At 56.0% G+C, this 14,231-nt stretch carries 15 protein-coding genes; 8 read left to right on the top strand and 7 right to left on the bottom strand.

Features of this window, described 5'->3' with window-relative positions; translation table 11 throughout:
- Positions 1 to 23 precede the first annotated feature (23 nt).
- From J3P89_RS15805 to J3P89_RS15795, 3 genes are all read right to left on the bottom strand, one after another.
- Entirely contained in the window at positions 24 to 1,358 is a 1,335-nt protein-coding gene (locus tag J3P89_RS15805; RefSeq protein WP_030141424.1) for a CitMHS family transporter, read from the bottom strand.
- Between the two features lie 118 nt (positions 1,359 to 1,476).
- Positions 1,477 to 2,220 (bottom strand): acetoacetyl-CoA reductase, encoded by a 744-nt coding sequence (gene phbB, locus J3P89_RS15800; protein WP_434694809.1) that lies wholly within the window; start codon positions 2,218 to 2,220, stop codon positions 1,477 to 1,479.
- A 179-nt stretch (positions 2,221 to 2,399) separates the two neighbouring features.
- Positions 2,400 to 3,077: an aspartate/glutamate racemase family protein gene (locus J3P89_RS15795; RefSeq protein ID WP_434694808.1), complete on the bottom strand. Its 678-nt coding sequence runs from the start codon at positions 3,075 to 3,077 to the stop codon at positions 2,400 to 2,402.
- Positions 3,078 to 3,297: 220 nt separating this feature from the next.
- On the opposite strand from J3P89_RS15795, the gene J3P89_RS15790 reads away from it, so the two are divergent.
- Positions 3,298 to 4,236 carry a GntR family transcriptional regulator gene (locus J3P89_RS15790; RefSeq protein WP_434694807.1) on the top strand — a complete coding sequence of 313 codons (939 nt, stop codon included), beginning with the start codon at positions 3,298 to 3,300 and terminating at the stop codon, positions 4,234 to 4,236.
- On the opposite strand, the gene J3P89_RS15785 is transcribed toward J3P89_RS15790, so the two are convergent.
- Complete coding sequence (locus J3P89_RS15785) at positions 4,229 to 4,453, bottom strand: hypothetical protein (protein WP_434694806.1); 225 nt, start codon at positions 4,451 to 4,453, stop codon at positions 4,229 to 4,231. The genes J3P89_RS15790 and J3P89_RS15785 overlap by 8 nt on opposite strands.
- A 155-nt stretch (positions 4,454 to 4,608) precedes the next feature.
- On the opposite strand from J3P89_RS15785, the gene J3P89_RS15780 reads away from it, so the two are divergent.
- The 3 genes from J3P89_RS15780 (at position 4,609) to J3P89_RS15770 (ending at position 8,181) form a co-directional block, all read left to right on the top strand.
- Complete coding sequence (locus J3P89_RS15780) at positions 4,609 to 5,679, top strand: isocitrate/isopropylmalate dehydrogenase family protein (RefSeq protein WP_434694804.1); 1,071 nt, start codon at positions 4,609 to 4,611, stop codon at positions 5,677 to 5,679.
- Between the two features lie 105 nt (positions 5,680 to 5,784).
- The gene (gene otnK, locus J3P89_RS15775; RefSeq protein ID WP_434694803.1) at positions 5,785 to 7,053 is read left to right on the top strand and encodes a 3-oxo-tetronate kinase; all 1,269 of its coding nucleotides are present in this window, start codon (positions 5,785 to 5,787) and stop codon (positions 7,051 to 7,053) included.
- 78 nt (positions 7,054 to 7,131) lie between these two features.
- A complete protein-coding gene (locus J3P89_RS15770; RefSeq protein ID WP_434694802.1) occupies positions 7,132 to 8,181 on the top strand; it encodes an AbrB family transcriptional regulator in 1,050 nt (349 codons plus the stop codon).
- 61 nt (positions 8,182 to 8,242) lie between these two features.
- Here J3P89_RS15770 and J3P89_RS15765 read toward each other — a convergent pair whose 3' ends face one another.
- From J3P89_RS15765 to J3P89_RS15755, 3 genes are read right to left on the bottom strand one after another with little or no spacing between them, the layout of a single operon-like run.
- Complete coding sequence (locus tag J3P89_RS15765) at positions 8,243 to 8,881, bottom strand: aldolase (RefSeq protein ID WP_434694800.1); 639 nt, start codon at positions 8,879 to 8,881, stop codon at positions 8,243 to 8,245.
- Positions 8,878 to 9,261 carry an FCD domain-containing protein gene (locus J3P89_RS15760; protein ID WP_434698002.1) on the bottom strand — a complete coding sequence of 128 codons (384 nt, stop codon included), beginning with the start codon at positions 9,259 to 9,261 and terminating at the stop codon, positions 8,878 to 8,880. The genes J3P89_RS15765 and J3P89_RS15760 overlap by 4 nt, the downstream gene beginning before the upstream one ends.
- Entirely contained in the window at positions 9,153 to 9,836 is a 684-nt protein-coding gene (locus tag J3P89_RS15755) for a GntR family transcriptional regulator (RefSeq protein ID WP_434694798.1), read from the bottom strand. Before J3P89_RS15755 ends, J3P89_RS15760 begins: the two co-directional genes overlap by 109 nt.
- Positions 9,837 to 10,219: 383 nt before the next feature.
- Here J3P89_RS15755 and J3P89_RS15750 point away from each other — a divergent pair, with 383 nt between their 5' ends.
- The 4 genes from J3P89_RS15750 to J3P89_RS15735 are packed head-to-tail and all read left to right on the top strand — an operon-like array spanning position 10,220 to position 14,160.
- On the top strand, positions 10,220 to 11,191 hold the full coding sequence (locus J3P89_RS15750; RefSeq protein WP_030141433.1) for a Bug family tripartite tricarboxylate transporter substrate binding protein: 972 nt from the start codon (positions 10,220 to 10,222) through the stop codon (positions 11,189 to 11,191).
- The gene (locus tag J3P89_RS15745; protein ID WP_434694796.1) at positions 11,192 to 11,686 is read left to right on the top strand and encodes a tripartite tricarboxylate transporter TctB family protein; all 495 of its coding nucleotides are present in this window, start codon (positions 11,192 to 11,194) and stop codon (positions 11,684 to 11,686) included.
- Positions 11,687 to 11,708: 22 nt separating this feature from the next.
- Positions 11,709 to 13,217 (top strand): tripartite tricarboxylate transporter permease, encoded by a 1,509-nt coding sequence (locus J3P89_RS15740; RefSeq protein ID WP_434694795.1) that lies wholly within the window; start codon positions 11,709 to 11,711, stop codon positions 13,215 to 13,217.
- Between the two features lie 49 nt (positions 13,218 to 13,266).
- On the top strand, positions 13,267 to 14,160 hold the full coding sequence (locus tag J3P89_RS15735; protein ID WP_434694794.1) for a LysR substrate-binding domain-containing protein: 894 nt from the start codon (positions 13,267 to 13,269) through the stop codon (positions 14,158 to 14,160).
- Positions 14,161 to 14,231 lie beyond the last annotated feature (71 nt).

Here is a 14,231-nt window from a genome sequence, read left to right as displayed (position 1 = left end):
TCCTTACGTAGGGTTTGCGAGGATCATCCTCCAGCATGCAAAGGGAACAAGCCCAGCAACAAGCACACCGCTAGCAGCAAGAAACTCAGCGCAAATGCCCATTTAAGGGTGTATTTCTGATGGTCACTGAACTCCACACCCGCCAAGCCACAGAGCAGGTACGTAGAGGCTACGAGAGGGCTAAGAAGGTGGACAGGCTGACCGACCAGCGAGGCCCGCCCGATTTCCGCCGCGGAGATACCATAAGCCGCCGCAGCCTTGGCAAGCACCGGAAGCACGCCGTAGTAGAAGGCATCATTGGACATGAAGAATGTGCCAGGGATACTCGCCAGCGCCGTGATCGGAGCCATGTAAGGCCCCCATGTTTCAGGCAGCATGGCCAGGAAGCTGGCTGACATTGCATTGACCATGCCGGTACCGGAAAGGATGCCCGCCAGGATGCCAGCAGCGAGAAAGATCGCGATCTGGTTCAAGGCTGTTGGGGCGTGAGCGGAAATCCGGCGACGCTGGTCATTCATGTGCGGGTAGTTGATCACCAGCGCGATGGAGAAGGCGACCATGAACAGAATGGAAAGTGGCAGCACTTCCATTACCAGGCCAGTCATCAAAGCTATCGTCAAGCCGGCGTTGAGCCAGAATAGCTTTGGACGACGCAACTCGGCGTTCTCGTCGGACATCGAGGGTAAGCCTTCATCATTTTCGTCGTCGAAGACTGTTGCTGCCGCACCTACCGACAGGCGGAGGGTGCCCAGACGCTGACGTTCCCGAATGCCGATGAAGTAGGCCAGTCCCATGACCCCCAGGAAGGCAACTACCATCACTGGAATCAGTGGCAGGAAGAGATCAGCGGTATCGACCTGCAAAGAAGCCGCAGCGCGAGCCAAAGGACCGCCCCATGGCAGCAGATTGGTCACGCTCGCCGCCAGGATCACTACACAGGTCAGGCACAACGGGTCGATGCGCAGCCGCTTGAACAAAGGCAGCATCGCCGTGATGGTAATCATGTAAGTCGTCGAGCCATCACCATCCAGCGACACCATCCCCGCGAGTAAAGTGGCGAAGATGACGGCCTTCATCGGGTCGCCGTTGATCAACTTGATGAATTTTTGAATGATCGGATCGAATAGACCGGTATCGAACATCACGCCGAAGTAGAGGATCGCGAACATCACCATGATCGCGGTTGGCGCTACCTTGCGCAGCCCGTCGATCATCATGTTGCCCATATCCGGACCGAAGCCCGCGAGAAGCGCGAATATGATCGGGACTGTCGTCATGGCAACCAAGGGTGACAACCGCTTGGTCATGATCAGCGCCATAAAGGTCACGATCATGCCGTAGCCGAGAAATGAGAGCATTTGTATCACCTTGACGTAAAGTACAATTGTTTTTATGGATGCTGCGCATTAAAGCGCATCAAGGTTTCGCAGAAATTCGGCGGGAGAGAGCCAGTGAGTCATGCCAAGTGTTCTGGCATCAACTCATGTGCAGGCCGCCATTCAGCGAAAAGTCGGCGCCATTGGCGTATCCGGACTCATCGGAAGCGAGCCAGGCACACATGGAAGCAATTTCTTCGGGAGTACCCAGGCGGCGAGAAGGGATGTCCTGGATGATGCGATCCATGACATCGGCCGTGGTGATGGATTTGAGTTTGGCCGTGGCAACGTAGCCAGGCGATACGGTATTGACAGTGACCCCACGTGGGCCGACTTCGCGCGCCAAGGCTCGGGTAAAGCCGCGGATTGCGGACTTGGCGGTCGAATAGTTGACCTGACCCACCTGGCCCAACTGGGCATTGACCGAAGAGATGTTGATCACGCGGCCCCAGCCTCGTTCAGTCATGCCATCGATGACCTGCTTGGTCACGTTGAACAGTGAGTTGAGATTGGTATCGATGACGGCGGTCCAGTCGTTAGGTTGCATATCGTGGAAAACCACGTTCCTGGCGGTGCCGGCGTTATTGATCAATACGTCGATAGGCCCGACGTTCCTTCGGATCTCCGCGAAGGCCTGGCAGCAAGACTCCCAATCAGCAACATTGCCCTCGGAGGCGATGAAGGTGAAACCGAGCTCTTTTTGCTGCGCTAACCAAGCGTTCTTTACGGGAGAGTTCGGACCACAGCCCGCGACTACGGTAAAGCCATCCTTTGCCAGTCGCTGGCAGACAGCGGTCCCTAGCGTTCCCATGCCTGCCGTGACAAAGGCGATTTTTTTGGTCATGCGTTAACTCCTGTTGTGTTTTCTTGTGGGGAGCATTGCGGGCGGCTTGCGGGAGCCACTGACGGCTAATAGACCTCACCGTAAATTGTTTTGCAAGCGAACGCGATACAATTTATGCAGAGTTCGCCGCATCCTTACGAACGGTCACCTTGCCGGAGCACGTGAGTACGTCGCCTTATTCAGCGTTTTGGCAGGCCTTGAGCTTGCAAGAGACGGCGAAGCTTCAGTACCGCACTGTCAGGTGTCGTCAATACCTTATGGCCGCTGGTCCTGCTTGCCTCTTCAGCTGCGTGGGTCATGGAGAATTGCGCGAAGCACAGCAGATCGCTATCCGTTATGAGGCTAGCCCGCTCGACGATCAGATGATCGTGGCGCTCCTGATCGCCGTTTCGCAGGGCCTCGAAAGCGCTGTCGCAGATATGGGTCGTCAGTTTGAGCGGCCGACCCTGTTCAAATGCATGTTGTTCGAACTCCTCGACCATCGATGCAACGGCGGGTTGGAACGTTGCTAGCAGGGCGAGCTTGCCATCGTTTTGCAACGCTTCCTCAATCATCGCTTCGTTAGGCTTGAGCACCGGAATATTCAGGGCGCGTTTGCACCGATCAATGGCGCCTCCAAAGGCCGAGCAGGTGAACAAAATCGCGTCGGCCCCTGACTCTGATGCGTAGGTGGCAAGTTTCAGGAAGCGTTCGGTCAGTGCCGGAGTGAGTTCACCGGCGTCTGCCAGATCGCGGGACAGCGAATCCTCCATCAGATTCGCTAGCCTGGCCTCAGGCCAAAGCCGCTCGAATGCCTCGTTGATCGGCGCTATGGAAACCGGTGTGGCATGAATCAGATAAACAAGCGGTACGGACATGGAATTCCCCTGGGCGAGTATTGCGTTTGTAATGGGCGGTGGTTGCACTGCATCACCTGACGTGTTGATGTGCATCAGGTGTGTTATTTTTCTGCAAGGCTGCGCAATGTGGCGTCTTTGTTCATTCTCACGCCATTGACTCCATCCTTTATCAATACTGGTTTCCATGAATTCAGCTGAACCGATCCTTGAACCACCATTGACGGGCGATCTGTCCAAAATGAAGCCCAAGATCAAGAAAGATCTGGCGGAGCAGTTGGCGCCCCAGATCATTGATATGGCCCGAGCCAGATCCATGCGCGCCGGCGATCCGCTGCGTGAAGAGGCCTTCGCCAAGGAACTGGGCGTCTCCCGCTCGCCGATACGGCGTGGGTTTGCCTTGCTCGCCGAGCTTGGCCTGGCCATCAAGGAACCCAATCGCGGGTATTTCCTGACCGCTGACGCACGCGGCATCGACAGCGGAAAGCTGCCGTTGGAAGTTGATCCCTTTGAGGATTTTTACCTGCGTGTGGTCGATGACGTACTTCGCGGGGACATTCCGACGACGTTTTTCGAAGCAGAGTTGATCCGCAAGTACGAAGTGCCTCGCGGACAACTTCTCAAGGTCTTGAGTCGCTTGGCCAACGAAGCAATGGTTGAGCGCAAGCCTGGGCAGGGTTGGGAGATCAACAGCTTTCTGCATGACTCCAAGGCCCACATTCAGAGTTATCGGTTTCGAATGGCGATTGAGCCCGCCGCAGTGCTTGAACCCGGTTATGAGGTGGATAAGGCCGCGTTTGCCAAGGCGCGCAAGGCACAGCAAAAATTGCTTGATGGTGACATCTTCAAGTTGTCGCGATCGCAGCTGTTCCAAATCGGCGCGCAATTGCATGAGCTGATTGTCCGTTGCTCGGGCAATGCTTTTTTTCTCGAAGCCATCCGTAGACAAAACCAGTTGCGTCGATTCATGGCTTACAAGGCCAACGTGGATCGGCCGCGATTGATCAATCAGTGTAAAGAACACATCCGTCTCCTGGATCTCATCGAAAGTGGACAGCGCGAAGAGGCCGCGGATTTTCTACGCACCCACCTCGATGTGGTCGGGCGACAAAAAACTGAAAAAGAAGCCAGGGACGAGCTGGAATACCAGCGCAGCCTTGAGGTTTCGATCGTCAGCTAAGCAGCATCTCCTTCAGCGCTACCGCCCCGTCCGCATCGACCGCTTGTCCGCCTTTCATCAAACCCGCGGCCACGCCCGTTGAAGAGCGCCTAGCGGTCAGTGCCGCCATCCAGCGCCCCAATTCGTCCATGATCGGGGCGAGGTACTGGTCCTCCCTGAGGCTGAGTGCAAGGTTGCACAAATTGTATATTCGTGCAATAAAATGCAATTTCGACATCGAAACGACATAACGCTGGTTTTCTCAGCACTGTCAGAAGGCAAATGGTCAGGACAACCTCTCGCCGAAATTGTACGTTGTAGTAACGATGTACATAAAGACGGTTTCTGGATACCGGCTCAGCAAATTCGCCCAATAAAAATAAGGGGTTAGCGATGCGTATTCTGGTGCTTCCTGGTGACGGTATTGGTCCGGAAATCATTGAGTCTTCCATGGCTGTCCTGCAGGCCGCCAACAAAAAACTGGGTCTTGGCCTGGCGTTCGATTACGACGATGTGGGTTTCGCCAGCCTGGAGAAGTACGGCACCACGCTGCGTGAAGAGGTATTGGAAAAGGCCAAAGGCTACGACGGCATCATCCTGGGTACTCAGTCCCATGCGGACTATCCGACTCCCGAAAAGGGCGGTCGCAACGTTTCGGCTGGCTTTCGTATCGGTTTGGATTTGTATGCCAATGTGCGTCCAGCGCGTACTCGTCCGTTCCTGACTTCGAACATGAAGGAAGGCAAGACAATGGACCTGGTCATCATGCGCGAAGCGACTGAAGGTTTTTATCCGGATCGCAACATGAGCCGCGGCTGGGGCGAAGTGATGCCAACGCCGGACATGGCGTTGTCCACGCGCAAGATTACCCGCCATTGCAGCGAGCGGATCGCACGCCGGGGATTTGAGCTGGCCATGAAACGAGGGAAAAAAGTCACTGCTATCCACAAAGCCAACAGCTTTCACATGACCGATGGGCTGTTCCTGGAGTGTGTGCGTAACGTGGCCAGGGATTTTCCGGAAGTTGTTCTCGACGATCTGTTGGTCGATGCATCAACGGCCCACTTGGTGCGCAATCCTGAGCGTTTTGACGTATTGGTCGCGACGAACTTCTACGGCGACATCATCAGTGATCTGGCGAGTGAATTATCCGGCAGCCTGGGGCTCGCGGGCTCGATGATGGCCAGCGACAGCCACTGTTGTGCCCAAGCGCAACATGGCTCTGCGCCGGACATTGCCGGGCAGGACAAGGCCAATCCGGTCTCGATGATTCTCTCCGTTGGCATGTTGTTGCAGTGGATGGGTGAACACCATGGGCGCCCGGTTCTGATTGATGCAGGGGTGATGATAGACAAGGCCGTCGATGTCGTTCTGAAAAACCCTCAACAGCGTACCCCGGACCTTGGTGGCAGTTTCGGTACCCAGGCGTTTGGTGACGCGGTTGCCAAGGTTCTTCTCGGCTGATCGATCAGGGTGCCATGCCGGCCGCTCATTGTTTGCCGGATCAATAACAAGAAAAGCCTGTTCTTCCTTTCGCATCATCGGAGGAGCAGGCGCGAGGAGCGCACAATGAGTCAATTACTACTGGGTTGTATCGCCGACGATTTCACCGGTGGCACCGATTTGGCCAATACGTTGGTGCGCGGCGGAATGCGAACACTGCAAGTGATCGGTGTACCGGATGGACCCGTGCCGGACGATATCGATGCGGTGGTGATCGCTTTGAAAAGCCGTACGATCAGCCCTGAAGCGGCCGTCAACGATTCATTGCAAGCCTTGCAATGGTTACGTGCTGCGGGGTCCCAGCAATTTTTCTTCAAATACTGCTCGACGTTCGACTCCACGCCACTCGGCAATATCGGTCCGGTCGCTGACGCTCTGGCGGACGCGTTGGGGGCCTCGTTCGCTGTCGCTTGCCCGGCATTCCCGGAAAACAAACGCACGATTTTTCAAGGTCATCTATTCGTCGGTGATTTGCTGCTGAGTGAGTCCGGAATGCGCCATCATCCATTGACGCCCATGACCGATGCCAATCTGGTCCAGGTGCTTCAACAGCAAACACCCAAACCGGTCGGTCTGGTCTCACACGAGGTTGTCAACCGAGGATCAGAAGCCATTTCAGCAGCGTTTCGCGACCTCGAGGCGCAGGGCTACCGTTACGCGGTTGTCGATGCCCTCAATGATGAGCATCTGTACGCGATCGGCCAGGCTGTCGCTGGTCATTCATTAGTGACCGGCGGTTCCGGTGTTGCCCTGGGTCTGCCTGACAATTTTCGTCGTCTGGAGTTGCTTGGTGACGCTCGGAACGCAGCCGCGTTGCCGTTCGTTGATGGCCTCGGTGCCGTAGTGTCGGGCAGCTGTTCGGTGGCAACCAACGGTCAGGTCGAGCACTGGCGAAAGAAACGACCGAGCTTTGCCCTTGACCCAATACTCCTTGCCAACGGGCGGAACCAGGTACGTGAAGCTATTGCATGGGCGCAAGACCTGATCCATGCCGGTCCGGTCCTGATCCACGCCAGCGCCGAACCGGATTCGGTTAAACAAGCACAACAGAAGCTTGGCATTGAAGCCGCCGCTCAAATCGTTGAGGCCGCATTGTCCGCCGTTGCTGTAGGGCTGTACCACATGGGCGTACGTAAATTGGTGGTGGCCGGGGGGGAAACTTCTGGGGCGGTGGTCAAGGCCCTTGGGATCAAGGCGTTGAGAATCGGCGCGATGATCGACGCTGGTGTGCCTTGGACTCTCGCCTTACGCGACGATCCGGTGGCCTTGGCACTGAAATCCGGAAATTTCGGTTCCGTTGATTTCTTCGAAAAAGCGTTGGCCAATGCACCATGACCTGCCTGTCGGCCTGTGTCGGGTCAGCGCCATGAGTTCTGATGGGCCAGTCAACAAGCTGTGTGTTGGACTGACAGCATGAAAGCGTTTTTCCTATCCATGAGGCTATGGTGGGCGACGCCTGTGATCGGCATCGTTGGCGCATTGCTCGCCAGTTACTTCAATTGGCCGCTGCCCTGGATCATTGGCTCGTTGTTGGCGGTTACTGTCGTGCGCTGTCTGGGTTGGCGAGTTGCAGAGATACCTTATGGGCGTCTGTCGGGCCAGTGGATGATCGCGACGTCGATCGGCCTGCATTTCACCCCCGTTGTGTTAGAGCAAATCCTCGGGCATTTCGTGTTGATGTTCTGCGCAGCAATCCTGACGTTGCTACTGGCTCTACTGGGCATAGAGTTCATGCGGCGCAAGGGAATGGATCTCACCACCGCGTTCTTTGCATTCATGCCGGCAAACTTCTCTGAAATGATTCAGGCAGGTATCAGGCACAAGGCCAATGTTAGTCAGATCGCCGCTGCACACAGCATGCGGTTGGTACTCATCGTCTTATGTGTGCCCCCTGCGATGTTTTTTACAGCTCAGGTCTCGCCTTCAGTGGTGCATGACCGCTTCCCGAGTGACTGGCACTGGCTGTTGTCGATGTTGGCAGGTGGGGCGCTGACGGCCGTCATCTGGAAGCGCTGCCGGTTGCCTAATCCTTGGATGTTTGGGCCGATGGCCTTGTGTGCGATGGTCACGGCCGCGTTCAACCTGCAAACCGCATTACCCGTGGAGTTGAGCCACTACGGGCAACTGATGATTGGTTGTGCGCTCGGTGGCTATTTCGACCGGCATTTTTTTCGCTCGTCCCCAACATACCTTCTCAAGGTTTCGCTGTTCACCTTGGCCATGATTGTTTGCACGGTGATATTGGCAGCTGGAATGGGGCTATGGCTGCAGGTCCCGTCTTGGACGCTGGCCCTGGGGATGATGCCGGGCAGCAGTACTGAGATGTATCTCACCGCAGAAGCATTGAATCTGGCCGTCGGGATCGTGACTGCGATGCAGATCATGCGATTGGTCGTGGTGATGGTCTGTGCCGAGCCTGTCCATGGTTTGTGGTTGAAGCGCTTGCGTCGTTCCCAAAAGTAAATTGCTGCTCGGCGTGGCCTCAGGTCGCGCCGAATTGACCTTGATTCCTGCGGCTCCGGCGTTACCACTTGGCAGAAAACGCGCTCCGAAGCTCTTCAATTGCGTGCTCATGAAGGGGGGCAGGTTTGGGGTTGCTCATCATCCAGAGCTTCGCTGTTTCCTCGAGCTCTTCCAGCGCGAAGCTAGCTTTTGATACCGAGCTTTCCCAAACCACTGGACCAAGACGCTCAAGCATCACTCCACGAACCCGGAGGGCCCATTGCGCAACTTGAGCAGCGACATCAGGTGAGCCTGGACGTTGATAGGCGATCAAAGGGATATGCCCAACCTTCATCACTTGATAAGGCGTCAACGGTGGCAGGATATCGTCATTGCTCCAGACCCCGTTCAATGTCAACGCCACCAATGCAGTGGAGTGTGTGTGCACCACTCCGTTCACCGATGGATTGCGGTCATAGACCTGGCGATGCAGCTCCAGGGTTTTTGAGGGTTTATTTCCTGAAACCCAAGTGCCGTCCTTGCTGACCTTGGCAATCTCCTCGGGTTTCAGCCTTCCAAGGCAAGCATCTGTGGGGGTAATAAGCCAGCCATCTTCCAGGCGCGCACTGATATTGCCGGCGCTGCCAACGGTATAACCCCGGGCGAACAAGCTTGCTCCAACCGTGCAGATTTCTTCACGCAACAACTGTTCGATATTCAACGATCGCTTTCCTCAGTAAGCACTGGAGCGCCACGCTCAGGCGCGGAAGGGCTGATGTCGGAAGCCAACGAACGCAAATGCAGGATTGGCGATTTATCGGCGAACGAGCCACTCAGATGCTGTTTCATCAATTGCGCCGCTTCAGCGTTGTTGCCCTGTTCGACCAGCTCAATCATGCGGATGTGTTCGGCGCACTGTCTATAAAAGCGGTTTCGGTCGATCATCGAGCGGTATTCGATCAGGCGCCGCATGTTGTTCATTTGCATCAGAATCATGTGATAGAGCGGGTTACCTGAGAGCTGGATGAACTCCTCATGGAAGCGGATGCCGCTTTTGAGCAGAACGTCCGCTGGCAAGGTTTCAATTCCTCCCTCGAGCAGGTTTGCTGTTCTTTCTTCAACCGTTGCAGCTTGGCAGCGTCGTGCCGATAAGTCGGCTCCAGCAAAGCCGCAGGTTCTATCAGCGAGCGCACCCTATAAATCTGTGCGAGGCTTTCCGGAGTTTTTGCGACATCCAGAAACCGCCAGCCATAACCCGGCTTCGGTGTTACCCAGCCGACCTTGCTTGCACGATTGAGGACATCGATGAGCTGGGCTTTTGTCAGGTCATAACGCGTGCGTAAGAACTGCTCGGTGACTTCGGCAGGAATGGCATTGTTCAACCAGTCTTCGGAGAGCCGGTAATACGCGTCCGGTTCCTCAAGCGGGACGGAATCGTCGGGTAAATCCCGGGTTTCCTGGAGCGGTTCGAGCACAAAAAAGCCGCGATTGGGCAGTTGTTCGAGGATCGACTGTTCCGCGAGCAGTACCAATGCCTCACGCGCCGGAGAACGCGATACGTTGAAGTCGTCCGCCACTTTCTGCGCGCTAAGGTGATCGCTAGGGGACCACACACCGGTTTGAATTTTTTGGCGGATCTGCATTGCAATTGTTTGCACCAGGGCGCTTGAAGCCATACTTGATTCACACATGAGGTTTTAGGGGGCGCCGGAAATCAGGATCGGAAGGGAGGGCGCGCCGGGCCTGTATTGCATTTTTACGCGTAAATAAGGGATCTGCCTTTCGGACACGTTCCCTACCATCCGCCTGCTCGCACAAAATACGCTATTTTTCGTTTATTGTATTTTATCGTCTTGCAAATCAATTTCCGGTAGCGTCTATTAGGGGCTCGGCGTTCGAAATTGGCGTGCGTTTGGGCTTTCAAATCCATTCCGATCCGGGCTTGAGGGACGGCTTGCCAACGACCCCATGATCAACGCTTGTACGTAGGCATCACAGATTCAGCTCCGCTCGACGCTCAACCGGTACCAACAAAAACAATAGTCTCGGGAGAATACGCATGCTCATTTCAAACCGTCGATTCAGCCGTTGCATGTTCATTGCAACCGCCCTGTCAGCGATCACGCTCTCGACCGCCGTCCAGGCATTGGATGCGGTTAAATTCATGGCCCCCGGTTCGGTAGGTGGGGGATATGACCAGACTGCCAGAATTCTCGGCAAGGCCTTGATCGAAGCTGATGCGGTCAAATCCATCACGTTCGAAAACAAGGGCGGTGCAGGTGGAACGCTGGGGTTGGCACAATTTGCCAACAGCACGAAAGGCGATCCGAATGCGCTGATTGTGGTCGGTGCCAACATGGTCACATCCGAGGAGCAGAACAAACCGCAAATCACCATGAAGGATGTCACTCCCATCGCCAGGCTTTTCACGGAATACAACGTGCTTGCGGTGCGTGAGGAGTCATCCTACAAAACGCTGGAAGACTTGCTGACGGCCTTCAAGGCTGATCCCTCCAGTATCAAGTGGGGTGGCGGTTCCAAAGGGTCGATCGATCACATTGGAATCGCAGAGCTGGCCGGCAAGATGGATGTTCCGATCAACAAGGTGAATTACATCGCCTATGCCGGCGGTGGCGAGGTCGTTGCCGCGACGTTGGGTGGCCATATCACCGTTATTACCGGCGGCTACGCTGAACTGGCCAAGTATGTTCAGTCCAAGCAGTTCCGGTTGCTGGCTATCGGTGCACCGGAGCGGGTCGCTGGCATTGAAGCACCGACGCTCAAGGAGAAGGGGTACGACGTCATAATCAACAACTGGCGCGGCGTTTACGGTGCGGCAAATCTGTCTCCGGAGCAGCGCAAACAAGTGGTGGATGCCGTTCTTTCAGGGACCAACAGCAAGGTATGGCAAGAAAACGTCAAGGTGAACGCGTGGTCTCCGAGCATCCTGACCGGCGACGAGTTCGGCAAGTTTGTTGAAGAGGATCATGTGCGATTGCGCGCCATGCTGGTCAAGGTCGGGCTGCTTTAAATGCCCCGGCCTTCCGAGGTGGTGCTGACGCAGCTTGCCGTCGGCACGAGCCTGATTCTGATCAGTGGCGTGTTGGCTTACGGGGCCTTTCGATTTCCACCGGAGATGGGCTTTGTGATTCTCAGTGCCTACGTCTATCCCTATGCGGTAGCTGCATTTGTGGGCTGCGTAGGCCTGTTGCTGAGTTATCAAGCGATCACCGGTGGTTTGCGAAACCTACCTGACCATGACGACGAGGCTGCCACGACCATTCCCGGCGGGAAAGCCGGCGCGGCCTGGGTGACTGTTGGACTCTTGGGCGTGGCCTTGCTGATTGAAGTCATCGGGTTCGTGCTGGCGGCCGGGTTGTTGTTCGCTTTTTCGGCGCGAGGTTTCGGCAGCCGTCGTCCAGTGCGCGACCTCGCCACCGGTATCGCGCTGACCTTGCCCATCTACTGGTTGTTCAACGCCGGTCTAGGGGTTTCCCTTCCACACCTGATCAACGTGTGGATCTGACCCGTTTGAAGGAGTTAACAAGGTGGAAATTCTCTCAAGCCTGGCGGTAGGTTTTGCTGCTGCGCTGCAACCGATCAATCTCCTGTGGGGGTTTATCGGCTGTCTGCTCGGCACTGCAATTGGCGTTTTGCCGGGCATCGGGCCAGCGCTGACGGTGGCTCTGTTGCTGCCCATCACCGCCAAGGTCGATCCTACGGGCGCCTTGATCATGTTCGCTGGTATCTACTACGGCGCTCAGTTTGGTGGTTCCACGACCTCCATCCTGCTCAATACTCCCGGAGAGTCGTCCTCGATGGTCACGGCCCTGGAGGGCAATCTCATGGCTCGCAACGGGCGGGCAGGACCGGCCCTGGCTACGGCTGCGATAGGGTCATGTGTGGCCGGAACCATTGCGACGCTGCTTCTGACGCTGTTCGCTCCTGTCGTTGCCACCCTGGCGTTGAAATTCGGGCCTGCGGAATATTTTGCGATTCTGGTGCTGTCGTTCACCACCGTTTCCGCGGTGTTGGGAGCGTCGATGCTGCGGGGTTTTGCATCGCTGGGCGTTGGGCTGGTCATCGGCTTGATCGGTCTGGATTCCACTTCGGGGATCGCCCGCTATACCTGGGAAGTTCCCGAGTTAGTCGACGGTATCGAAGTCGTGTTGGTGGCGGTGGGATTGTTCGCGGTGGGGGAGGCGTTGTACAGCCTGCTCTATCAAAAGGAAGAAGCGGTACGTCGGCATCGTTTGACCTCGTTGTGGATGACACGTGATGACTGGAAGCGATCGGTTCCGGCCTGGCTCAGGGGAACGATGATCGGATTTCCATTTGGCTCAATCCCCGCCGGTGGTGCGGAGATCCCGACCTTCCTTTCATACTCCACCGAGCGCAAATTGAGTAAGCACCCGCAAGACTTTGCTGCCAGCAAGGGCGAGGGGGCCATTGAAGGGGTTGCCGGACCCGAGGCCGCTAACAATGCCAGTGCAACAGGCTCGCTGGTGCCGCTGCTGACGCTCGGCATTCCGACCTCCGCCACCGCGGCCATCTTGTTGGCGGCGTTCCAGAACTACAACCTGCAGCCAGGCCCGTTGCTATTCCAGACCTCGGGTGACCTGGTCTGGACCCTCGTGGCATCGCTCTACATTGGGAACGTCATACTGCTGGTCTTGAATCTTCCGTTGGTGGGGCTTTGGGTGAAGCTGCTGCAGATTCCTCGTCCGTACCTCAACGCCGGCATTCTGGTATTCGCGACTATCGGGGTGTACGGGATGCGCCACTCGTCATTTGATTTGCTGCTCATGCTCGCCATCGGCTGGGTAGGGGTGGTCATGCGACGATTCGATTTTCCTGTCGCCCCCGTGATCGTCGGCATGCTGCTAGGGCCGATGGCGGAAAAACAACTGCGCAACGCGTTATCCATCAGTCAGGGCGACTGGATGGTGTTCGTGACGCAACCCATTGCCGCCTCGATTCTTGCGCTGACGCTGGTGGTCCTGGTGATTCCGCCGCTGCTTCACGCACGAGGCATCAAGTTGCATGAAGACGATTAACGTTTTTCGGTGAAAAGCGTTGGGCCAGCTATCAATCAGGAGTGAGTGGGTGCGATACGATATTACCAGCCTGGACCTATTCATTTCCGTGGCAGAGGAGCGCAATCTGACCCGAGCGGCTCGAATCAAACATCTCGCCGTGTCAGCCGTCAGTAAGCGTATTACCGAGCTTGAAGCGCAGGTGGGTTCAGCCTTGCTGATCCGCAATGCCAGAGGGGTTGATCTCACACCCGCAGGGCAGTCGTTATTGTTTTATGCGCGTCAGGTGAAGCAGACGATCGAACAACTGGACCATGAACTGGGGGACTATGCCGCCGGGGTCAAGGGACATGTGCGCATCCATGCCATCACTTCCGCCTTGTCTCAGTTCTTGCCGGACGATGTCTCACGGTTTGTGTCGCTCTACCCGCAGATCAAGTTTGATATCGAGGAGCGTGTGGGGTCAGCAGTGATTCGCGCCGTCGCGGATGGGCGCGCTGACTTGGGCATCATAGCCGCACAGACCTCTGCCCAGGGTCTGGAGACATTACCTTATCGCAGTGATGAATTGACGTTGGTTGTTCCTGGCGGGCACCCGTTGGCACGTCACACATCGGTTAGATTCAAAGAAGTGCTGGAGCACGAGTTTGTCGGACCGCATCTGGAAAGCTCGATGCACACATTGCTGACAAGCGAGGCCGAAAAACTGAGCATGAATCTCAAGCTGCGGATTCGCATCAGCAGCTTCGATTGTATGTGCCGCATGGTGTCGACAGGCCTTGGGCTGGCGGTGCTACCACGTAGCGTGATTAACCAGTATCTGCGTAGCCACAAACTGAAGGCCGTGACATTGGACGAGCCATGGGCCCGTCGTTCATTGCTGCTTGTCTGCAAAAAATATGACACCGCCTCACCTACTTTGAAAACGCTGATCGATCATCTGAATCATCGTAAAGATGATTGAGTGTTCTCTATCGGAGAACGCTGGTGTGGCGATTGATCAATTTTCAATAGCGGGGGCTGCTTCTAATATCG

It is taken from the genome of Pseudomonas sp. Z1-14, assembly GCF_051132005.1.
Classification (GTDB): domain Bacteria; phylum Pseudomonadota; class Gammaproteobacteria; order Pseudomonadales; family Pseudomonadaceae; genus Aquipseudomonas.
The sequence above is the reverse complement of the archived record's forward strand: the minus strand, read 5'-3'. Positions and strand labels throughout refer to the sequence as shown.